The sequence below is a fragment of the Psychrilyobacter sp. genome (genome assembly GCF_037132775.1).
In the GTDB taxonomy this organism is placed as follows: Bacteria; Fusobacteriota; Fusobacteriia; order Fusobacteriales; family Fusobacteriaceae; genus Psychrilyobacter.
The window spans coordinates 1-23,423 of record NZ_JBAHZY010000076.1 but is presented as its reverse complement, the minus strand read 5'-3'; the positions used below and the strand labels follow the sequence as shown (position 1 = coordinate 23,423).

The window sequence follows — 23,423 nt, the reverse complement described above, 5'->3', positions numbered from 1 at the left end:
ATATGGATAGAAAGATTTTGGAGGACAATAAAGTACAGTGAAATATTTCTTAATGAATATCAAAATTTAAGAGAATTATACACGGGAATAAAAAGGTATATTAATTTTTATAATAACGATAGAGGACATAGTTCTTTAGACTATGAAACACCTGCTAAGGTATATTTTGGTACTCAAAAAATTGCTTAAGTTTTTTCATAAACTGTTTGACAAACACGACCACCATACTCCTCATATTAATATAATTATTATATATTACTATAAAGATAAAAAAATGTTAAATTTTATCTCAGGAATATGATTTTTTTATTTTATTGGTATTAATTTTCTCTTGAATTATGAATTTTAAAACAGATCGTTATTCTGTAAAAATTCTTTAAAAAATAATATAGATGAGCCGATAGTTTCGGTATTTTTTAATTTTGAATTTACAACCTTAATATTTTTATTTTTAAAAATTAAATTGGAAGAAATACTGTCTTCTAACACTAAAGGGATAGAGTTTCCTAAGAAAGAAAATGCTCCGCTCAAAACGATTAATTCTAAATCTAAAATATTTAATAAACTAACAAGAGCGTGTCCTAAAATTTCAATAGATCGATTAATTATCTCTAGAACAATAGGGTCTTTATCTTTGTATAAGCTAAAAACTTCTATCCAATTAACATATTTTTTTTTAGAGATGCTGATTTGGTTCAGAATGGCGTTGGTACTAATATAGCCTTCTAGGCATCCAGTATTTCCGCAATTGCATTTTTCACCAAAAATATTAACACTCATATGACCAATTTCACAAGAATTTCTATTTGTTTTTCTTAAATTTTTATTATTAATAAAAATTCCACAACCTACTCCTTGACCAATATTGAGGCTTATAAAATTTTTTGAATTTTGAGCTTCACCGATATAACTTTCAGCGTAAGACATAGCATCTACATCATTTTCTAGAGAAAATGGGAAATTATCTTTAGCAAGATTTTTTTTGATCTCAAGATTAGACCATCCATTAAAATTAGGTGGGTTTAAAATCACACCATTAGTATAGTCTATAGGACCAGGAGCCGTTATACTTAATCCAATGATTTCATAATTCTTTTTAATGTTATCAATATCAATTGAGATGTTTTCTAACAGTTTATCTTTAGTAAAAATTTTATTTTGATAGTATATTTCTTTAGTTTTTAAAATTAAATTTCCGAAGTTTACAACAGAAATTGTATATTTATCACGACTAATAGAGATAGTGATTATCTTAAATTTATTATTATTTATTTTTAAAAGGATAGGTTTTCTTCCTAAACTTGAGTTGCTTAATCCTTTAAATTCTTCTATTAAACCAGATAAAATCATGTTTTTTATAATAGGGGTAAGACCACCCATAGTAAGTTTTACTTTGAAGGTTAGTTCAGTTCTTGAAAGAGGTTGTTTCATAATTTCATTTAATATCATTAGGCTATTAGATTTTCTTGTTAAATTATTATCAATTTTTATCTGCATTTTAAAAACATACACCTCCTTAAACAATAGAAATTTAGAGCTTCTTAATAATAGCTTATCACTTCCTTTTTTAGAAGTCAACGTTATAAAGCCTCTTTATTAATCAAAAATCGTTCTTTAATGAATAATTAAGGCTTAGAATAAAACATAAACCGAATAAAAAGTTGACATACTTAAAAGAATGAAGTAACCTCTAATTAAAGGTGTTTTAATTAATAAGAAGTTCTAAAAAATTACTAGTTGAGGAGGTAATTGTGGAATATATATTAGAAGCTCGAGGAATAACAAAAATATTTCCAGGAGTAAAAGCTCTAGACAACGTTAATTTTAATTTAAAGAAAGGGGAGATACACGCCCTTTTAGGAGAAAATGGTGCTGGGAAATCTACAATGATGAAGATATTTTCTGGTGTATATAAAAGTGATAGCGGTAAAGTTTTGGTTTACGGTGAAGAAAAAGAGATAGGATCACCACGTGATTCTATGAAGTTAGGCATTGGGATAATATATCAAGAACTTAATTTGTGTCACCATTTAACTGTAGCGCAAAATATTTTTTTAGGAAGAGAGATAGAAAAAGGTATTGTTTTAGACAAAAAAGCTTCTGAATTCAAAGCTAGAGAAATATTGGAACTGATGGGAACGGATATAAAACCTAGTGAAAAAGTTTCTAATCTATCAGTTTCAAAGCAACAAATGGTTGAAATTGCAAAAGCTCTTTCACAAGATATAAAAATATTAATAATGGATGAACCGACTTCTTCCTTAAGTGAAAAAGAGGTTGATGGTCTTTTTAAGGTTATAAGAAAGCTAAAATCAGAAGGTAAGTCAATAATATACATATCTCATAAATTAGATGAATTAAAAAGAATAACAGACAGGGTAACTATTTTTCGAGATGGTAAATTTATAGATACGTTTCAATTTGATAAAGTTACAATGAATGAAATTATATCTAAAATGGTAGGGAGAAAAATTTCAGAACAGTTTCCAAGAAGAAATATTAAGAGGGGGAAAAAAATATTAGAGGTAAAATCTTTTTCAAACGAAAAATATATTTCTAATATAAATTTTGAACTTTTTAAGGGGGAAATTTTAGGTATATCCGGAATAGTAGGGTCTGGAAGAACAGAATTAGCAAAGAGTATATTTGGAATGTTGGGTAATCCTACTGGGAAAATAATGATAGAAGAAAAGGAAGTTAAGATTAAGAGTTCTAAAATAGCTATGGATAATGGAATCGTATATATTCCTGAAGATAGAAAAAAAGAAGGGTTAGCAATAGGTATGACTGTAAGTAAAAATTTTAGTCTGCCATTATTAGATGATATTTCAACTAAAATTTTAGGTATAGTAAAGCAAAAGGATTTAAAAATCAAATCGAATGATATGATAAAAAAAATGCGAATAAAAACACCCCATTTAGAAACTAAAGTAAAAACTTTAAGTGGGGGGAATCAACAAAAAATTGTCATTGGAAAATGGTTATTAAAAGATCCAAAGATAATAATATTGGATGAACCAACAAGAGGTATAGATGTTAATGCAAAAGTTGAAATTTATGGGTTGATGAATGATCTAAAGGAAAGAGGTATAGGTGTAATAATGATCTCTTCTGAATTACCAGAGTTGTTAGGAATAACAGATAGAATTATGATAATGAATTCAGGTAAAATAAAAAAAATTGTTGATACACTGTCAACGAATCAAGAAGAAATAATGTCTTATTCGACATAATTTTGATAATTTAAAATTTAATTGATCGATAAAAAAAGGGGGAATGATGAATGATGAAAGAGGAAATTTTGAAACGCCGAAAAAAATATTCCTTAAAAGAAATAAGAATGAAAGTGGGAGAAAATAATTTTCAAATAATGTCTATATTAAGTGGTTTATTGATAATGATGTTAATTTTTAGTTTAAATTCGAAATATTTTTTTACTTCGAATAATTTATTAACGATCGCTTTGCAAACATCAATGATTGCTATAATAGCTTTAGGGCAAACATTTGTATTGATAACAGCAGGAATAGACCTTTCAATAGGTTCTAATATGGCGATAGCAGGAGTTATATCGGCTATGGCATTAAAATCAGGAATGCCTATAGGTATAGCAATTATTCTAGGGTTATTGGCAGGTGTTTTAGTAGGATTAATTAATGGCTCGTTAATTGCATATGGAGATCTGCCGCCATTTGTTGTGACCTTAGGAACTATGAGTATTGTTAAAGGTGTTGCTCTTTTTATTACTGGCGGAATACCGGTTACAAGATTAAGTAAAAGTTTTAATGTTATAGGAAATAATAAGATAGCAGGGATTCCAATTCCTGTAATAATAACCATAGTTTTAACATTGTTATTTGGATTTATATTATCAAAGACTAAATTAGGAACTAGAATATTTGCTGTTGGAAGTAATCTTGAGGCAGCTAAATATTCAGGAATTAATACAAAAAGAACTATAATTATAGTGTATGTATTTTCAGGATTACTTGCTGCTGTAGCAGGTATAATAATGGCTTCAAGAATAGCATCAGGTCAACCTACAGCTGGAACAGGGTATGAATTATATGCTGTAGCAGCATCGGTAATAGGTGGGGTAAGTTTAGCTGGAGGAGAAGGGCTATTAACAGGAACATTAATAGGAGCTTTGATTATAGGGGTTCTTAGGAACGGATTAAATTTATTAAGTGTTTCAGCTTTTATTCAAGAAATAATGATTGGATCAGTAATAATTATTGCAGTATTTGCTGATAGAATCAAGAGAAAATAAATTAAATAGAGGGGTGTCAAAATGAAAAAAATGTTTATGGTAGCTTCGGTATTATTATTGTTGGTAGGTTGTGGAGAAAAAAAAGTGGTAGAAGATACAAAAAAAGAAAATATGAAAATGGTTTTAATTACAATGGATTCATTGGATGAACATTGGTTATCGGTGAAAGCAGGAGCAGAGGAAAAAGCGAAAGAGCTAGGTGGGATTGATATTATATTCAGAGCACCAACAGGAAAAGTAGATCCAAATGAGCAAACTAGAATGGTAGAAGATGCAATAACAGAGCAGGCAGATGCAATATTACTATCACCATCAGATGGAGCTGCATTAGTACCTGTAGTTGAAAGAGCAATCGATGCTAAAATTCCAGTAGTTATAATAGATTCAGGTATAGATACAGAAGGGTATCTTTCGTTTATGGCTACAGATAACTATGCAGCAGCAGCTACAGCAGCAGATAAAATGGCAGAATTAGTAGGGGAAACAGGAAAGGTAGCTATAATAATGGCTCAACCAGGAGCTGGAACAACAATTAAGAGAACAGCAGGATTTGAGGATAGGATAAAGGAAAAATATCCAAAGATGTCAATTGTAACGATACAATATTCAAATGGAGATAAATCTTTAGCATTGAATCAAGCAACAGATATAATGACAGCTAATCCAGATTTAGTAGGATTTTATGGTGGAAATGAAGGTTCTACAGTTGGAGTAGCAAGAGCAATAGAAGAAGCTGGAAACGTAGGAAAAGTAAAATTAGTAGGATTTGACAAGTCAGCAGATATTATTAAAGGTATTGAGTCAGGAGTTATTCAAGCAAGTATGGTTCAAAACCCAGAAGTAATGGGAGCAAAAGCTGTAGAAGCTGCATATAAATTCATAACAGCGGGAATAACTGGAGATAAAAAAATAGATACAGGAGTTACAGTTGTAACGAAAGAAAACCTTGATAAGATAAAATAAAATTAATTAGGGTTGAAGCTTGCTTCAATCCTAATTTTAATTGTTGGTACTTTCATAGTTTATAGAAGGTTGAAAATATTGAAAATAACATTAGAGAATCAGTAAGAAAGTGTGGTATATTTTTTATTAAAGTAGGTAAGTAATAAAGTATAAGTGGAGTGGTGTCATGTTACTGGGAGCAATTGAAGCGGGGGGAACAAAATTTGTTTGTGCTATTGGTACAGAAAAAGGTGAGATTTTAGAAAAAGTATCATTTCTGACTAAAACACCGGATGAAACTTTAAAAAAAGTGGTAGAGTTCTTTTTGGATAAAAAAATAGAGGCTATGGGAATAGGTTGTTTTGGGCCTATTGACTTGGATGAGAATTCAAAAACGTATGGGTATATAACTTCTACACCCAAACCTGATTGGAGTAACTATAATATTCTGGGAGAATTGAAGAAATATTTTGATATACCTATGAGTTTTGATACAGATGTAAATGGTGCAGCATTAGGAGAAATTAAGTGGGGAAGTGCTATTGGTCTAGATTCAGTAATCTATCTTACTGTTGGAACAGGAATAGGTGGTGGAATATATAGTGGTGGAAAGCTAGTTCATGGGATGACTCATCCAGAGACAGGTCATATTTTAGTAAAAAGAGAAAAAAATGACGATTATAAAGGGACATGCCCCTATCATGGCGATTGCTTGGAAGGAATGGCATCTGGACCTGCTATAGAGCAAAGATGGGGAGTAAAAGCATATGAACTAGAGGAGAATCATAAAGCTTGGAATTTAGAAGCATATTATTTAGCTCAAGGGTTAATTAATTATATTCTTATAATGTCACCTAGAAAAATAATTTTAGGTGGGGGAGTGATGAAACAAAAACAGTTGTTTCCACTGATTCGAAAAAAAGTAGTAGAAACATTAAATGGTTATGTCTTTCATAAAAATATACTAGAAAATATAGATGAGTATATTGTACCACCTAAGTTGGGTGATAATGCTGGTATTTGTGGAGGGTTGGCACTTGCTAAGCTAGCTTTTGATAAGGCAGGCTTATAATTTGTTATTTTATAGACCTTGAAAGTGGTTATAAGTGGGAGAAATAATAAAGGCGATAGGGATAATTTTTTTGATGTTAGAGGAAATTTTTTTTAGAAATCGGAGGCTAAATGAAGTATTATATTGGAATTGATATAGGTGGGACTAAAATAGCAACTTTATTGGCTGATGAAAATATGAATATATTAGATAGAAGAACATTTTTTACAAAGGGAACAAAACTTCCAGAAGCTACTATTGAAAAAATGTTTAAAATGATAGAGGAACAGATGTCAGATAATGAAATTACAATAGAAAATATCAAAAATTTTGGAATAAGTTGTGGAGGACCATTAAATAGTAGTAAAGGCGTAATAATGTCTCCTCCTAATTTACCCGGCTGGGATAATGTTGAAATGAAAAAAATATTTGAAAAAAAATATAATAAATTAACATATTTACAAAATGATGCAAATGCTTGTGCTATAGCTGAGTGGAAAATAGGTGCAGGGAAGGGATATAAAAATGTAATTTTTTTAACATTTGGAACGGGTATGGGTGCAGGTTTGATACTGAACGGAAGACTTTATGCAGGAATAGACGATATGGCTGGAGAAGTGGGGCATATGAGATTAGAGGATGAAGGACCAACAGGGTACGGAAAGGTTGGATCTTTCGAAGGATTTTGTAGTGGTGGAGGAATAGCAAAGTTAGGGAAATATATGATCGAAAAAGAAATAGAAGATGGTTATAAAGGTAAACTTATAATAGATTTATCAGAGGGTTTGACAACTCAAAAAATAGCTGATAGAGCTAAAGATGGGGAGTATTTAGCCATTAAAATCATAGAAAAAAGTGCAGAAAAATTAGGAAAAGGTTTGTCTATATTAGTGGATTTACTTAATCCAGAGGCAATTATTATAGGGAGTATTTTTACTAGGTGTGAAGATTTATTTAGAGGGACCATAGAGAAAGTATTGAAAAAGGAAGCGTTAGGAATTCCATATAAAAGGTGTAAGATATTGAAATCGGAATTGGGAGAATCAATAGGAGATTACGGGGCATTATTTACCGCAACAAATGACTATTAATATAATTATTATATTTTACTATAAAGATAAAAAAATGTTAAATTTTATTCTCGAAATATGAAATTTATTTAGGGATATAAGATGAAAAAAATAGCACTTGTAGCACATGATAGAAAAAAAGATGAATTGATTGATTTTGTGATGTTCATAAGATACTAGTAGCTACAAATACGGCTACGGCCGATCTTTTAATTAAAGGGATGAAAGAATTATAAAATTAAGATCAAAAATCTTGATTTAATAATTTAATTTTAAAAGTTGTTCGAGAATAAAACTTTAAAACCATTTGACAAAGATGTTATAATGGTGTATAAAATGTATAAGCGGTTACAAGATGAGTGAGGAGAAACTGATGAAGATAAAAGATATAGCACGATTAGCAGGTGTCTCCACAGCCACAGTGTCGAGGGTGATAAATAATTCATCTTTAGTGAAAGAAGAGACAAGAAAAATGGTCTTAGAAGTTATAAAAGCTAAGAACTACAAACCCAATATAACAGCTCAAAATTTAGCTAGAAAAGAAACAAATACTATCGGAGTAGTAATACCAGATTTGGATAATCCTTTTTTTGGAAAGATAATAAAAGGTATATACGAAAAGATCGAGGAAGAAAATTTAAATATAATCCTCTTAAATAGTTATGGCAGTCTAGAAAAAGAAAAAAGAGTGATAGAGATCCTGATAGAACAAAGGGTGAAGGGAGTTATAATAGTCCCTGTAGCAAAAGATAAGTTTTCAAGGGATAAACATTTTAATCGGTTAGATGAATTTAAAATTCCTTACGTACTTATAGATAGAGAAGTCGAGGGAGATAATTTTTCCAAGGTATATTTAGAAAATAGAACCGGTGCCTATAAGGCAACTAAATATCTATTGACTAAGGTAAGTGACGTAGCAATGATCTCGGGACCCATAAGAACTACTACGGCTACTAAAAGATTAGAAGGATATAGTTTAGCTATGAGAGAGAAAAACTTAGAGGAAAAAATATACTATGGTGATTATAAAATAGAATCGGGATATAAGATAATAACTCAAATAATTCGAGAAAAAAAACTTCCTAAAGCACTATTTGTAGCCAACAATATGATGACCCTAGGAGTTATAAAGGGGCTTATAGAAAATGATATTAAAATCTCAGAAAATATCCTAATATTTAGTTTTGATGAGGTAGAAATGGCTGAAATTTTTGGGATAAAGATAGATTATTTAGAATTTGATGTAAAGTCTGTTGGAGAAAAAGCAGTAGATATCTTAAAAGGAAAATTAAATGGAGATAGATCTAGAAAGATTGTAAAAATCTCAGGGAAAATAAAAGAATAAAAAATTTTCAATAGAAAATGTAAACGGTTACAAGGAGGGGAAATGAAAAAAATATTAGTAATTGGAAGTCTTAACATGGACTTAGTCACCATGAGTGAAAGGCATCCTAAATTAGGAGAAACAATTATTGGAAAGAGCTTCTTTCAGATTCCAGGAGGAAAAGGAGGAAACCAAGCAGTTGCCATAGCTAAATTAGGTGGAGATGTAACTATGTTTGGCTGTGTAGGGAAAGATTCCCATGGAGATATATTAATAGAGGAATTAAAAAAGAATAATGTAAATATAGAGTGTATAAAAAAAGGTGAAAAAAATACGGGGATAGCTACAATAGTAGTGGATGAAAATGCAGACAATACAATAATAGTGGTCCCGGGAGCCAATTCCGAGATAACTATAGGTGATATAGATAAAAACATAGAGCTAATAAAAGATGCAGATATAGTGCTCCTTCAACTAGAAATTCCTATGGATGTGGTGGAATATATCCTAAAAAAATCAAAGGAATATAATAAAATTACGATACTTAATCCAGCCCCAGCTGAGAAGTTATCAATAGATATAATAAAAAATGTAGATTACTTGGTACCCAACGAAACTGAATTAGAATTACTCAGTGGAATGTCTACAGATTCCGAGGGAGAGGTAATAGCGGCTTCTAAAAAACTTATGGATATGGGAGTAAAAAATCTCATAGTTACCAGGGGGAAAAATGGTTCGATCTTTGTAGGAGAGGATAAAGTGGTGAAAGTAGGAATCCATAAAGTCAAAGCCGTAGATCCAACGGCAGCAGGGGATTCGTTTATTGGTGGAGTTATCAGGATGTTAGCAGAGGGGAAAAAAATAGAGGAAGCCATGGAATTTGGAGCTCGTGTAGGAGCTATAACAGTAACCAAAGAAGGAGCCCAGAGTTCACTACCTACATGGGATGAAGTAGTGAATTATAAATTTTAGGTGGAAATTTAGTCACGAATTACACAAAAAAATATTAAAAAATAGCACGCTGATGCTATGCATACACGGATAAAATAGAGACGATCACAGATCTATTAAGATAGAAAAAAGTTATAGAGAAAAAATAATAAAAAACTCTGTGAATCTCTCTTTTCTAGCTTAGTGGCTCTCTGTGTCAAAAGAGAAGAAGGAAAAACTTATGAAAAAAGGAAGATTATTAAATAGTGGGATCAGCTCTGTAATATCTAGGATGGGGAGGAAGAAATTTCTTCCCATTTACTTTATTAAAAAATGCTTATGGACCCCATGAATATATTAGATAATATAGGGACTATAGAGCGTTGGCACTAGCAGAATTGATATTATGTCAAAAAAGTAATATTCTCATCTAATTTTAGGACAAAAGGCATATTTATAACCTATAGATTGTAGTAGAATGATTTATAAGATCTAAATTTTATTAAAGTATAAATTGTAGGAAATTAATGAAAAAGTAAGGATATTTCCTTATATATAATTTAGAGCTAGGATACTTATGATTTTAAGATTAATTATCAGTTATTAAATATGTTTGTAAAAACAAACATTTAAGGGGGAATAAAATTGAAAATATTTATCGATACGGCAAATGTGGAAGACATAAAAAAAGCTAATGATATGGGTGTTATTTGTGGAGTAACTACAAATCCATCACTTATTGCAAAAGAAGGAAGAGTATTCAAAGAGGTCGTAACAGAGATAACATCCATAGTAGATGGGCCTATAAGTGCAGAAGTAATCTCATTGGAAGCTCCTAAGATGTTAGAGGAAGCTGAAGATTTAATAAAAATTCATCCAAATATCACAATCAAGGTACCTATGACTATAGAAGGATTAAAAGCTTGTTCTGCACTATCTAAAAGAGGGATAAAAACTAATGTAACTTTGATTTTTACTTCTAACCAAGCACTATTAGCTGCTAGAGCAGGAGCAACATTTGTATCACCATTCTTAGGAAGATTAGATGATATCGGTATAGATGGAATCGAATTAATCAGAGAAATTGTACAAATATTTAATGTACACAATATAAAATCAAAAATAATTGCTGCAAGTATCAGAAATCCATTACATGCAAAGGAAGCTGCCAAAGCAGGAGCACATATTGGAACTATGCCTCTCAGTGTAATTGAAAAAATGACTCAGCATCCATTAACAGACGCAGGAATAGCTAAATTCTTAGCTGACTGGGAAGGGGTAAAATAAATAAATTAAATTATAGTACAGATAGCAGAGTTAATGCTGGATTTTAAGTTGAAAATTAAAAATTCTCGGCTCTGTACTATTTTTTATAACTTGACAATAACCAGTATATTACATATAATATTGTTAGAAAAAACAAATAATGTACACTAATTTTTATTTAAAAAGGAGTTAAAATGGCAGATATCAAGATGTTAAAGGAAAAAGCTACACAGATAAGAAAAGATATTGTGACTATGATTTGTAAGTCAAAATCAGGACATCCAGGGGGATCTCTATCAGCAGCAGATATAGTGAGTGCACTATACTTCAATGAAATGAACGTTGATCCAAAGAATCCAAAGATGGCAGACAGAGATAGATTCGTTTTATCAAAGGGACATGCAGCTCCAGTGTTATATGCAGCATTAGCAGAAAAGGGATATTTTGATAGAGAGTTATTAGGAACACTTAGAAAATTTGGATCACCTTTACAAGGGCATCCAGATATGAGAAAATTACCAGGAGTAGATATCTCAACAGGTTCATTAGGACAAGGGTTATCAGTAGCGAATGGTATGGCATTATCAGCAAAATTAGATAACAAATCATATAGAACATACGTATTGTTAGGAGATGGAGAGGTACAAGAAGGTCAAGTGTGGGAAGCTGCTATGACTTCTGCTCACTATAAACTTGACAATGTATGTGCATTTTTAGATTCGAATAACTTACAAATAGATGGAAATGTAGATAAGATAATGGGTGTTGAACCATTAGATGATAAATGGAGAGCATTTGGATGGAATGTAATCGTAATAGACGGACATAACTTTGATGAAATATTAGGAGCTTTAGAAGCTGCTAAGGCTCATAAAGGTCAACCTACAATGGTTATAGCTAAAACTACTAAGGGCAAGGGTATCTCATTTATGGAAAATATATGTGGATTCCATGGCGTAGCTCCTACATCTGAAGAAACAGACAAAGCATTAGAAGAATTAAGTCACGTAGAATGTTGTAATAACTAATAGGAGGCCAAAAAAATGAGTAAAAAAGCTACAAGACAAGCTTACGGAGAAGCGTTAGCTGAATTAGGAAGAATAAATAAAGATGTAGTGGTTTTAGAGGCAGACTTATCTAAATCTACAAAGACTTCAATATTTCAAGGAGAATTCCCTGAAAGACATTTTAATGTAGGTATTGCAGAAGCAGACTTAATGGCTACAGCAGCAGGATTTGCAACTACTGGAAAGATAGCATTCGCTTCTACATTTGCAATGTTCGCAGCAGGAAGAGCATTTGAGCAAATTAGAAATACTATAGCATATCCAAAATTAAATGTTAAAATAGCTCCAACTCATGCAGGAATCTCTGTAGGAGAGGATGGAGGGTCACATCAATCTGTAGAAGATATCTCTCTTATGAGATCTATCCCAGGAATGGTAGTATTATGTCCTGCAGATGCAGAAGAAACTAGACAAATGGTATTCGCAGCAGCAGAATATGATGGTCCTGTATACCTCAGATCAGGAAGATTAGATACAGAAGATATCTACAAAGATACTGACTATAAATTTGAGATTGGAATAGCTGATACTTTAAAAGAAGGAACAGATGTTACAATCGCAGCTACAGGAATGTTAGTTCATGAAGCTATGGAAGCAGCAAAGACATTGGAAGCAGAAGGGATCTCAGTTAGAGTAATCAATGTTTCTACAATTAAGCCATTAGATGGTCCTACTATCTTAAAAGCAGCACAAGAGACTAAGTTCATTGTAACTTGTGAAGAGCATTCAGTGATAGGAGGATTAGGAGGAGCAATCTCTGAATTTTTAGGAGAAACTCATCCAACTTTAGTAAAAAAATTAGGAATCTATGATCAATTTGGTCAATCTGGAACAGGTAACCAATTATTAGATGAATATAAATTGAGAGCAAAAGATATAGTAGCAAAAGTAAAAGAAAGTATATAATTAAATACACCCTCATCTTTTCTGATGTTTTCTCCCTATTAAGAGCGAAGACAAGTTTAAGGGAAATGAGATAACAAAAGCTGTGGAATTTTCCACAGCTTTTTTAGATTCTCTTATTTTATATCTTTAAATTCAATAACTTTATCAAAGTGAGAATTACTACCTTTTTCCTTTATGATATTTTCATTGTTTACAGTAGAATAATTTTTTTGTTGACTAAATTTAGTCATTATTTCTATAAATTCTGGGATATCTTTCTTAGATGTAGATAAAACTTCAGATTTTTCTCGCTCCATATCTTCTAAACTTATATCATATAGATAGTGGGTGTATGATAGATTCATAAGGGTATCAGGAGTATAAGCCTGATAATATTTTGCCATACTTTTTAGGATAAATCCGTCAAATTTTTCTTGTTCTATATCTAGTTCACCCTGTAAAAAACTTGGTATTTCCTTATAGGTATCAATGGTTTTATCCACCTCTCCATCTCTGTAAGATGAAGCTACGATATCTCTATTTAATGTGATATAGAACCATGCTCCATAGGCACCATTTTGTACCCTAATTCTATTGTTTAGATATTCATTGATCATATTAGACATAATCTTATGTTTTCCATTGTATTCGTAGCCCATATCTGTCAGGTTATTCCCCCAAGAAGTCGATCCGTTTTGAGCGGGCACTGTAATAGCTAGATTAGAATTTTCCAGCGTTCCATAACTTTTCTTTGGGGTAGGTGTATCTTTCATCTTACTTAATAGAGGCGTAATATCTGATTTAAAGTTTTGATAGTTACCTCTATTGGCGTAGAAGATGAGTAAATTATGCTTATTGAATATATTTTCTCTGATATTTTTCATATCTTCCTGTAATTGAAGAAAGTTTTCATCATAGTTGTCTAAAATCTTATTTAATTTAGTCAACATAGGAGGATAGATATAGTAACCTCTTCCTCCAAAATTAACTTCTTCATCCAGATAATAGTTGTAGTTTGGGTTGATCATAGACATGGCTTTGATTACCGACATTCTATTGATAACATTAGCATCTGAAGAACTAGTCAAGATAGAATCACGAAGACCTTCTAATCTTTTTTTGATCTCTAATTTGTTGTCAAAATTACCCTCTAAGAAAAGATTTTCTAGTGTGCTGTATACTTCGGTGTTGTCATCCTGAAGGTATTCAAAATTTATTACAAATCTTCTCGATATATTGTCATTATCTAAAAGGACAGTCCTGTTATTTAAACCGAGTTTGAAAAAATACTTGGTTAAATTATTGGATATTTCCTCAAAGGAAAAATCTTTGGTACTGCTGGCAGCCATCAGATATGAAAATAATTCTGAATCTAGTTTTTCAGATTGGTCTAAACCGCTGGCATCAAATTTTAAAGAAACTAAATTAATATCGTAGGTATTGATATCGTTGTCTACAAATGTAACTCCATTTACTGATTCTTCACTTCGATTTACAACAGAAATTTCGGAATCAGAAAGATCATTTAATTTCACACTGGGGATGGAGTCAATAATTTTTTTATCTACAGGTTCTTTTGACCAGACATTAAATTTTTTGATGTCTGAATTTAAATTCTCTAATTCTTTATTATTTAGATTTTTTTCAAATTTATTTAAATTTTCTTTTTCCAAGGTTTCATTTTTAGCTAAAAGATCTTCGTCTGGAGTAAAGAAAATTTCCAATTTATTTGTATTATTTATAAAATATTGTCCTATTAGCTGTTTAATTTTTTCAGGGTTACTAGCTAAATCATCCAATATTTTTATCTTGTCGTCAGAGATGAATAAATACGGCTTATCATAGTAAAAATAACTCGTAGCAATACTGGTTGTGAGGTCAGATGCTCTTTCTTTGGAATATTGAGACTTGGCCAGTTGTTTTTTATAGTCTCTGAGAGCTAGTTCAACTATCTCAGCGTCTATTCCTACTTTAGCGATCTCCTTCATTTTAGCATCCATTAGCTTTCTAAATTTAGCTACTTCTTCTTTTTTTGCACCTTGGATAAGATAATATCCTCTTGGCTGGAGAGTACCGTCATTATGCAACCCAAAACTACCGCTAAATTTTTCGTCCACAAATAATTTTTTCAATGGTGAGATCTCGTAATCGGCCAAAAGAGATGTTATAAACATAAGTTCTGGTAGAGATGTTTTAGGTTTCATAAGAGTACCATAGATATAGATATTTGGAGATCCCTTAGGAGCAGGATAACTCTCGTTATGGAATTCATCCTTTAACTGTGTGTGTTGAATCTCTATTTTAGCAATATCTGTCTTGTCATATTGACTGTAATATTCATCTAATTTAGATAGTGATTTCTCTATGTCTTGCTTTCCTGCTAAAACTACAATGGAATTAGAAGGAGTGTAGTATTTTTCATGAGTTTTTCTGAGATGATCTAGATCCAAATTTGGGATACTACTAGGTAATCCCCCAGAAGAAAATCTGTAATTAGCCATCTCGTCTGGATACATAAGTCTATTCATTCTAAAAGATAAGTTTCTATATGGATTGGAAAAAGCTCCCTTCATCTCATTATAGACTATCCCATTAATGATTAATTCATCATTATTGGGGTTTCTGTCATATCTCCATCCCTCTCTTTTTAGAGTGTTTTCATCTTCTAATACCAGTGGATTGAAAACTGCGTCTAAATAGATATCCATCAGATTATCAAAAGATTTTGGTTCTACTGCTGAGAAAGGATAGACCGTATAGTCCTGACCAGTCATGGCATTTAAAAATGATGGGATATTTTTGGTATCTAACTCATAGAATAAATTTTTATCTGGATATTTTTTTGATCCCTGCAAAACAGCATGTTCAAATACGTGATTTACTCCACTATCGTCCACTACAGGAGTTTTAAATGCAATACCAAAAACTTTTTCAGGAGATTGGTCGTCTAAATAAATAACACAAGCACCTGTTTTTATATGTTTATAAGTATAACTTGTAGCTCCTAAATTTTTGATTTCTCTCGTTTCGATGAGTGTAAAGCTTTTTTTCTCTTTTTTAATTTCTTTCTTACCACAAGAGATAAGAAAAGAAAGGGTCATAAATATCATAAGTAATTTCATAGTGCCTCCATTTGTATATATTTTTAAAGGATACTAGAAGTTTACACTATATTGAATGTAATAACAAATTTTCGGATAGGATATTGGGAAATAGGGTATAATAAAGTTAAGGTAGTCATAATAAAAAATTGAGAGTTTAAAAAAAAGATAAAAATTCGGTAACCAATTAACACTAATATTCAAATAATAAGGTGCAAGCTTGTAAGGACTTTAGAAAAATGACTTTCTATGACTTGAAAATATGAAGGGAAAGGTCTTTGAATCTAATAATTATAATTTTTTAATTGCCGTAGGCGGTCAGGAGGTAGATGATGATAAGGATAATATTACTGATAGCAGGAGCATTAATTTTTACCTCTTGTTATAAGATAGATAATAAGACCTATAAAGCAACAGGATATAATGAAAGGGTTAGATTTATAATACTCCACTATACAGCGATTGATACAGAGAGATCTATTAGAGCCTTGACTGAGGGAGAGGTAAGTGCTCATTATTTGGTGACGGATAAAAGGTGGGATTCTATATACCAGTTAGTTCCTCTTGAAAAAAGAGCTTGGCATGCAGGCCTAAGTAAATTTGGAGGAAGAACTAATTTAAATGACAGTTCCATAGGAATAGAGATAGTCAATGAAGGATATAAAAAAACAATTATAGACCTAGATATGGAAGATGAGGTTAAAAATATAGCCAACAGGGAATTTTATCCCTATGAGGATTATCAAATAAAAAAGATAGGAAAACTCCTCCAGAATTTGGTAAAAGAATATAAGATATCCCCTAAAAATGTCTTGGGACATTCAGATGTATCACCTACTAGAAAACAAGATCCAGGGCTCATGTTTCCATGGGAACAACTCTATAGGAAATATGGTGTGGGAGCCTGGTATGAGCTGAAAGATTTTCATGAATTCTATGATCAGAATCTATACGAAAAATATAGTGAAGCAGATTTCCAGATGGAACTTAGAAGATACGGGTATGGAATTAAAATAAGTGGGGAAAAGGACGGAGAAACTATAAAGGTTATAGGAGCTTTTCAAGCTCATTTTAGACCGGCTAGAGTAACAGGAAAAATGGATTTAGAGACCTTTGCAATCCTAAAAGCACTCAATAAGAAGTATGATTAAGGTGACGTGGGTTTTCAAGGTTTTTATTCGTGGAAAAAAAATGATAAATATGTTAAAATATGCAGATATTATAAGGAATTTAGAGGAGGATTAAGGGTTGATATGGGAATGAATAGATTGATAATAAATGGAATATTTTATGTGATACTTACAACTTTTTTTATTTTCTTATGGTTAAAAGAGAAAAAAGTAGTAGCACAGATAAGCGTTTATAGGGATAGATTTTCAGAATTTATAATAAAAAAGTTAAATATAAGATCTAAAGGTGTAAAAATAGGGGTGAAAAAAACCGTTAACTTCACCGAAGCCATAGGGTCGGCGTTAATCTTAGTACTTATAATTCAAAAATTTTATTTAGGAAATTTTTTAGTACCTACAGGATCTATGATTCCGACTATTGTTCCAAAGGATAGACTGTTTGGAAACATGGTGATCTATAAGTTTACCGAGCCTTCAAGGGAAGATATAATTGTATTCAAGGAACCTGTAGAGAATAAGGTTCTGTATACAAAGAGACTTATGGGGTTGCCCGGTGAAATTGTAGAGATCGATAATGAAAGGCTGGTAATAGATGGAATTCAAATAGATGACAGAAGATACTCTAATTTAGGAGAACTGAGATACAATCAATGGGTAGTTCCTAAAAAAGGAGATAAATTGACCATAGTTCCAATGGGAAATTATAGTGAAGAGTTTAAAGATAAAAATATAGATATAGCTAAAGTACAAAAATATCTACTGGATAAACCTGGGGCATTGAGTCAGGTATTGCCGGATGTAAATTTTTATATAAATGGTAAAAAAACAGGGATGATATTAGATTATATCCATGATGAAGAGATATTAAAAAAATTATTGGGTGGAGAAACAGTAGAAACTACTATATCTGAGGATTATTTCTTGGTATTGGGAGATAATACTGATGGAAGTTATGATGGCAGGATGTGGGGCTTTGTAGCACAACATAGGATTGAAGGGAAAGCTTTTGTAAGATTTTGGCCGTTGAATAGAATTGGGTTGTTAAAATAATTTTTAACAAAAATTATATATAAAGGAGTAGGGTAAAAAAATGACAGAGATAAGAGGAATAGAAGAGGATGACTTAATTCCCATTTTTGATATAGAGCAAGTTTCTTTTATGAATAGTTACAGGATCTCAACTTTGGCTGATATGTACAGTAAATCCTCTTATAGATTTCTCGGGATTTTTAATAGAAACAGGTTGGCAGGTTATATTATATTACTTGATAGTGTAGATGTATATGAAGTGATAAAAATAGCTATTTCTCCTAACTCTAGGGGGAAAGGACTGGGGAAAAAACTTCTCACTTCTGTTTTGAAAGATTTGGATAAAAACTTGATATTAGAGGTCAGAGTATCCAATGAGCCAGCGATCAACCTATATGAAGGTCTGGGATTTGAAAAGATTAATATTCGAAAGGGATATTATGAAGACACAGGGGAAGACGGTATAGTTTATTTATTTTCTAAATAAATAGAAAAAGGAAAGATTTCAAATTAGAGGTGGAATAATGGAATATAAATTTATAGAAGATAAAGACATAATAGAGTTTGCAGAAAAACATCTGCATCTTTCATATTCTACTGAAAAAGAGGTAGGAGAATTTTTTAAAGAATTAAAAAATATAAAGGGTATAAATTTTTTAGAATTTATAGGTGAGATGGAGATAGAATTAAAAAATAATAGAAAGCACGACACAATGAAATTTTTAAAGATCATAAGGGAATATAGAACCCCCATCATGAGTAAGGTTATGAATAAGGTGAAGGGATTGTCTAACTCTATAAAAAATAAGGGTTTGAAAGTTGAAGTCCCTAAAAATTTAGAGGGGGATACACTAACTTTAATCTGGACCATAAAATCTGAGGAAGATGTGGATAAAATGATAAGTCATCTGGAAAAAAAGAAAGAAGATATAAAAAGTTTAATAACTACCATAAAATGTGGTGGATAAAAATATATTAGGAGATGAAGAGAAGAATGATGAATGTGTATTCAAACCCGTTAGTAGAGAGATATGGATCTAAAGAGATGTTAGAAAACTTTTCACCGAATAAGAAATTTTCAAGTTGGAGAAGGCTTTGGATTGCTTTGGCAGAATCAGAGCAAGAATTAGGGCTGAATATAACCGATGAACAGATAGCAGAGATGAAAAAACATGTGAACGATATCAACTATGATGTGGCGGCTAAAAGAGAATTAGAGGTAAGACATGATGTAATGGCTCATGTATATGCATTTGGTATACAGGCACCGTCAGCTGCTCCAATTATCCATCTGGGAGCGACATCTGCTTATGTAGGAGATAACACAGATTTAATTCAAATAAAAGACGGGTACGAGATCTTAAAGAAAAAATTTATAAACGTGTTTAAAAATATGTCTGATTTCGCAATGGAATATAAAGATCTTCCCACTTTGGGATTTACACATTTCCAAGCTGCACAGCTTACTACAGTAGGAAAGAGAGCTACACTGTGGTTACAGAGTTTAATGTTAGATTTTGAAGAGCTGGAATTCAGAATGGAAAATATGAGATTCAGAGGAGTGAAGGGAACAACCGGAACTCAAGCTAGTTTCGAGGAGTTATTCGATGGAGATTATGATAAGGTAAAGCAGCTGGACATCATGGTTTCTAAAAAAATGGGATTTGACAGAAGATTTATGGTGACTGGCCAGACTTATGATAGAAAAATAGATTCAGAAACATTGAACTTATTATCTAATATAGCTCAAACAGCTCATAAATTAACTAACGATATTAGATTATTACAACATCTAAAAGAGATAGAGGAGCCGTTTGGAAAGAAGCAAATCGGATCATCTGCAATGGCATATAAGAGAAACCCAATGAGAAGCGAAAGAGTATCATCGTTGGCGAAATTTGTAATAGCTATGCAGCAGAGTACAGCTATGACAGCAGCAACTCAATGGTTTGAAAGAACATTGGATGACTCAGCAAACAAGAGATTAGCTGTACCGCAGGCATTTTTAGCAGTGGATTCAATGCTGGTTATCTTACAAAATATCTTTGACGGGATGGTAGTGTATCCAAAGATGATAGAAAAGAGGATCATGTCTGAGCTGCCATTTATGGCAACTGAATATATCATCATGGAAGGTGTAAAAAATGGCGGAGACAGGCAGGAGTTACATGAAAGAATAAGAGAACATTCTATGGAAGCTGGGAAGCGAGTTAAGGTAGAGGGGAAAGATAATGACCTCATCGAAAGAATCTTAGCTGATGATTACTTCAATATAGATAAGGAAAAGTTGGTGTTTATTTTAGAACCTAAAAACTTTATCGGGTTTGCTCCTCAACAAACAGTGGAATTTATAGAGGAAGAGATCAGCCCAATCATAAAAAAATATAAGCACTTACTTGGAATGGAAGCTGGCTTGAGAGTATAGTTGTGAAAAGAAATAAAAAAAACGAAAATAAAAAGAGAGAGCTTTATTTAGTAGCCTTTGTGCTGCTAGCTCTCTATTTTTCGTTGTTTGAGACTATAATCCCAAAACCCTTTCCATGGATGAAATTGGGGTTAGCTAACTTAGCTACGATAATAGTTTTGGTAAAATTTGGAAAGAAGATGGCTTTTGAGGTTTTGTTTTTAAGGATCTTCATTCAAGGGATGATGATCGGGACCCTATTTACCCCAGGATTTTTTATAAGTTTAATATCCGGGGTAATAAGTACAGGAGCCATGTGTTTATTATATAATTTCAAAAAAAACCTAAGTCTTGTGGCAATAAGTATTTTTTCGGCTCTGACTCATAATATAGTACAATTAATAGTGGTATACCTTCTCATATTTAGGAACACCGATATAATGGAAAGATCCATATTGATATTTGTCATGATATTTTTGGGAATAGGAGTAGGATCAGGAGGAGTAATAGGAGTTATAGCCAGCAGATTGAAGTTAAGAGAAGTAGGGAAAAATGAAAAATGAAAAATGAAAAAATTTGCGAGGGGAAAATCGCGAATTACCCGTATACTCAGGCGATCAGGAGGATATAAGATGAAAAAAAGAAAATATTTTGGAACGGATGGAATAAGAGGAGAGGCCAACAGGGAACTTACAGTGGATATAGCTATGAAATTAGGGTATGCCCTGGCTTATTATTTAAAGCAAAAAAATCCAAATAAAAAGAAGATAGATGTAGTGATAGGAAGTGACACGAGAATATCAGGATATATGTTAAGGTCAGCCCTAATGGCGGGACTATCTTCTATGGGTGTTGATATCACCTATGTAGGAGTATTGCCGACACCAGGGGTAGCATATCTTACTCAGGTGAAGTCAGCAGATGCAGGAATAATGATCTCAGCTTCTCATAATCCGGCTAAGGATAACGGAATAAAGATATTTAGAAGTAATGGTATGAAATTACCAGATGAGATAGAGTTAGAATTAGAGAGTTTAATGGATAACTATGAGAAAATCGCAAAGGAATGTGTGGCAGGAGATAAAGTCGGGAAGGTTCTGATGGAAGATGACAACTATTTTCTCTATAGAGATTATTTACTATCTACTGTAAAGGGAGATTTTTCAGGGATGAAGATAATCCTGGATTCAGCCAATGGAGCGGCATTTAAATTAGCCAGGTCAGTATTTTCCAGATTAGGAGCAGAGATAGTGTCTATAAATGACCTGCCTAATGGGACGAATATCAATGTAAAGTGTGGATCGACCCATCCGGAAATTTTAGCTAAAGTTGTAGTAGGATATAGTGCAGACCTGGGATTAGCCTATGATGGAGACGCTGACAGGCTAATGGCGGTAGATAAATTTGGAAATGTAATAGATGGAGATAAGATTATCTCTATATTAGCTTTAAATTTAAAAGAAAAAGATAAGTTAAATAATAATAAGGTAGTGACTACTGTCATGAGTAATATGGGATTTGAAAAATATTTAGAGGGAAAAGGAATTACTTTAGTGAGAGCTAATGTAGGAGATAGATATGTAATAGCCAAGATGAAGGAACAAGGACTGAACCTTGGTGGAGAGCAATCAGGACATATAATAATGTCAGATTATAACACCACAGGAGACGGAATTTTAGTATCTTTAAAATTAGTAGAAGCACTGCGTGATTGCGGTAAATCTATAGATGAATTGGTATCAGGTATAGTTAACTGGCCGCAAATTTTAATCAATGTAAGGGTAGAAAACTCTAAGAAAAATACTTGGAATCAGAATGATGCAATAAGAGAGATCATAAAGAAAAAGGGAAAAGAGATGGATGGATTGGGAAGAGTGCTCGTTAGAACTTCTGGAACGGAACCTCTGGTTAGAGTCATGGTAGAGGGGAAGGAAAAGGCTCAAGTAGATAATGTAGCAGAAGAGATAGCAAAAGTGGTAAAAAAAGAATTGGGGTAATCAGATAAAAAGAGGTTCTTTATAAGAATCTCTTTTTATCTAAAAATTACCTAAAAAATTATAAAAGAGAGGATGATGAGGGTGTATAAAAATTTTTCTAAAGTATACGATGTAATGATGGAATATGCAGATTATGATGGGTGGAAGGATATTATTGAAGAAAAAATTGAAAGGTATGGAGATTCACCTAAAACTATTGTAGATTTGGGGTGTGGGACAGGAGAAGTGCTTCTCAGATTAATTTCAGATTATGAGATGACAGGTGTTGATCTGTCTAAAGAGATGGTAGAAATAGCCAATAGAAAGGTAGAAACAGCATCATTTTATGTGCAGGATATGAGGGAATTAAAATTAGATAAAAAACATGATGTTGTCATCTCTCTTTTCGATACGGTAAATCATTTGATCTCCCTGGATGGGTTGAAGAAAACTTTTTCTAGTGTATGGGAAAATTTAAATGAAGATGGGCTATATATATTTGATGTAGTGACCAGAGAACTCATGGAGGAAATGTTCCCCGGGGGAAACTTTATAGATGACAGAGGAGATATAATGATTATCTGGGAACACGAGGAAGATCAGGAGGAAGGGGTAGATTATGTAGATACCACTTTTTTTGTGAAACAAAAAAATGGTATGTTTAAAAAGATAACAGAGGAGTACGTAAAGAAGATATTTACCGTAGATGAGATAATAAATACTGCCAAAGAGGTAGGATTCCAGGTGGTAGAGGTAGAAGAAAACTCTGAATTAGCAGGGGAAAGAATATTCTTTACGCTTAAAAAATAACTCTTCCTTCTTATAGAGATTTTATGATTGGTGTATAATCATTTCAAGTCGACCACTTGAAATAAAAAAAGACCTTTTTTCATAAAAACCGATATAATGTAGTTACGACAACAAACATTAAAGGAGTTAATTTATGAAAAAAGGATATAAACATTTTAGCATATATGA

At 32.2% G+C, this 23,423-nt stretch carries 21 protein-coding genes; 19 read left to right on the top strand and 2 right to left on the bottom strand.

Annotation, left to right across the window (positions count from 1 at the left end):
• A partial coding sequence (locus V5784_RS05095) for an integrase core domain-containing protein (protein ID WP_336887962.1) occupies positions 1–189 on the top strand: 189 nt, incomplete at its 5' end.
• A 156-nt stretch (positions 190–345) separates the two neighbouring features.
• On the opposite strand, the gene V5784_RS05090 is transcribed toward V5784_RS05095, so the two are convergent.
• A complete protein-coding gene (locus V5784_RS05090) occupies positions 346–1,497 on the bottom strand; it encodes an ROK family protein (protein WP_336887961.1) in 1,152 nt (383 codons plus the stop codon).
• Between the two features lie 254 nt (positions 1,498–1,751).
• Here V5784_RS05090 and V5784_RS05085 point away from each other — a divergent pair, with 254 nt between their 5' ends.
• The 10 genes from V5784_RS05085 to V5784_RS05040 all read left to right on the top strand — a co-directional run bounded on the left by V5784_RS05085 (position 1,752) and on the right by V5784_RS05040 (position 12,826).
• Positions 1,752–3,233: a sugar ABC transporter ATP-binding protein gene (locus V5784_RS05085; RefSeq protein ID WP_336887960.1), complete on the top strand. Its 1,482-nt coding sequence runs from the start codon at positions 1,752–1,754 to the stop codon at positions 3,231–3,233.
• A gap of 50 nt (positions 3,234–3,283) precedes the next feature.
• A complete protein-coding gene (locus tag V5784_RS05080) occupies positions 3,284–4,270 on the top strand; it encodes an ABC transporter permease (RefSeq protein WP_336887959.1) in 987 nt (328 codons plus the stop codon).
• Positions 4,271–4,291: 21 nt separating this feature from the next.
• A complete protein-coding gene (locus V5784_RS05075; RefSeq protein ID WP_336887958.1) occupies positions 4,292–5,233 on the top strand; it encodes an ABC transporter substrate-binding protein in 942 nt (313 codons plus the stop codon).
• Between the two features lie 166 nt (positions 5,234–5,399).
• Positions 5,400–6,284 (top strand): ROK family protein, encoded by an 885-nt coding sequence (locus V5784_RS05070; protein WP_336887957.1) that lies wholly within the window; start codon positions 5,400–5,402, stop codon positions 6,282–6,284.
• Between the two features lie 110 nt (positions 6,285–6,394).
• The gene (locus V5784_RS05065; RefSeq protein WP_336887956.1) at positions 6,395–7,354 is read left to right on the top strand and encodes an ROK family protein; all 960 of its coding nucleotides are present in this window, start codon (positions 6,395–6,397) and stop codon (positions 7,352–7,354) included.
• 352 nt (positions 7,355–7,706) lie between these two features.
• Positions 7,707–8,678 carry a LacI family DNA-binding transcriptional regulator gene (locus tag V5784_RS05060; protein ID WP_336887955.1) on the top strand — a complete coding sequence of 324 codons (972 nt, stop codon included), beginning with the start codon at positions 7,707–7,709 and terminating at the stop codon, positions 8,676–8,678.
• 42 nt (positions 8,679–8,720) lie between these two features.
• On the top strand, positions 8,721–9,629 hold the full coding sequence (gene rbsK, locus V5784_RS05055; protein WP_336887954.1) for a ribokinase: 909 nt from the start codon (positions 8,721–8,723) through the stop codon (positions 9,627–9,629).
• 603 nt (positions 9,630–10,232) lie between these two features.
• Positions 10,233–10,874 (top strand): fructose-6-phosphate aldolase, encoded by a 642-nt coding sequence (fsa, locus tag V5784_RS05050; protein ID WP_336887953.1) that lies wholly within the window; start codon positions 10,233–10,235, stop codon positions 10,872–10,874.
• A gap of 173 nt (positions 10,875–11,047) precedes the next feature.
• On the top strand, positions 11,048–11,881 hold the full coding sequence (locus V5784_RS05045; RefSeq protein ID WP_336887952.1) for a transketolase: 834 nt from the start codon (positions 11,048–11,050) through the stop codon (positions 11,879–11,881).
• Positions 11,882–11,896: 15 nt separating this feature from the next.
• On the top strand, positions 11,897–12,826 hold the full coding sequence (locus V5784_RS05040; RefSeq protein ID WP_336887951.1) for a transketolase family protein: 930 nt from the start codon (positions 11,897–11,899) through the stop codon (positions 12,824–12,826).
• A gap of 113 nt (positions 12,827–12,939) precedes the next feature.
• Here V5784_RS05040 and V5784_RS05035 read toward each other — a convergent pair whose 3' ends face one another.
• Positions 12,940–15,927: an insulinase family protein gene (locus V5784_RS05035; RefSeq protein WP_336887950.1), complete on the bottom strand. Its 2,988-nt coding sequence runs from the start codon at positions 15,925–15,927 to the stop codon at positions 12,940–12,942.
• Between the two features lie 311 nt (positions 15,928–16,238).
• Between V5784_RS05035 and V5784_RS05030 the strand changes: the two genes are divergently transcribed.
• The 8 genes from V5784_RS05030 to V5784_RS04995 all read left to right on the top strand — a co-directional run bounded on the left by V5784_RS05030 (position 16,239) and on the right by V5784_RS04995 (position 23,255).
• Complete coding sequence (locus V5784_RS05030; RefSeq protein WP_336887949.1) at positions 16,239–17,057, top strand: N-acetylmuramoyl-L-alanine amidase; 819 nt, start codon at positions 16,239–16,241, stop codon at positions 17,055–17,057.
• Positions 17,058–17,159: 102 nt separating this feature from the next.
• Positions 17,160–18,086: a signal peptidase I gene (gene lepB, locus V5784_RS05025; protein WP_336887948.1), complete on the top strand. Its 927-nt coding sequence runs from the start codon at positions 17,160–17,162 to the stop codon at positions 18,084–18,086.
• Positions 18,087–18,126: 40 nt separating this feature from the next.
• Positions 18,127–18,552 (top strand): ribosomal protein S18-alanine N-acetyltransferase, encoded by a 426-nt coding sequence (gene rimI, locus V5784_RS05020; protein WP_336887947.1) that lies wholly within the window; start codon positions 18,127–18,129, stop codon positions 18,550–18,552.
• 37 nt (positions 18,553–18,589) lie between these two features.
• Positions 18,590–19,033: a hypothetical protein gene (locus V5784_RS05015; protein WP_336887946.1), complete on the top strand. Its 444-nt coding sequence runs from the start codon at positions 18,590–18,592 to the stop codon at positions 19,031–19,033.
• A 29-nt stretch (positions 19,034–19,062) separates the two neighbouring features.
• Positions 19,063–20,490 carry an adenylosuccinate lyase gene (gene purB / locus V5784_RS05010; protein WP_336887963.1) on the top strand — a complete coding sequence of 476 codons (1,428 nt, stop codon included), beginning with the start codon at positions 19,063–19,065 and terminating at the stop codon, positions 20,488–20,490.
• Between the two features lie 2 nt (positions 20,491–20,492).
• Positions 20,493–21,032, top strand: a complete 540-nt coding sequence (locus V5784_RS05005) for a Gx transporter family protein (protein WP_336887945.1) — start codon at positions 20,493–20,495, stop codon at positions 21,030–21,032.
• Between the two features lie 69 nt (positions 21,033–21,101).
• Complete coding sequence (gene glmM, locus V5784_RS05000) at positions 21,102–22,466, top strand: phosphoglucosamine mutase (protein ID WP_336887944.1); 1,365 nt, start codon at positions 21,102–21,104, stop codon at positions 22,464–22,466.
• A 72-nt stretch (positions 22,467–22,538) separates the two neighbouring features.
• Positions 22,539–23,255 carry a class I SAM-dependent methyltransferase gene (locus V5784_RS04995; RefSeq protein WP_336887943.1) on the top strand — a complete coding sequence of 239 codons (717 nt, stop codon included), beginning with the start codon at positions 22,539–22,541 and terminating at the stop codon, positions 23,253–23,255.
• The last annotated feature ends 168 nt before the right edge of the window (positions 23,256–23,423 follow it).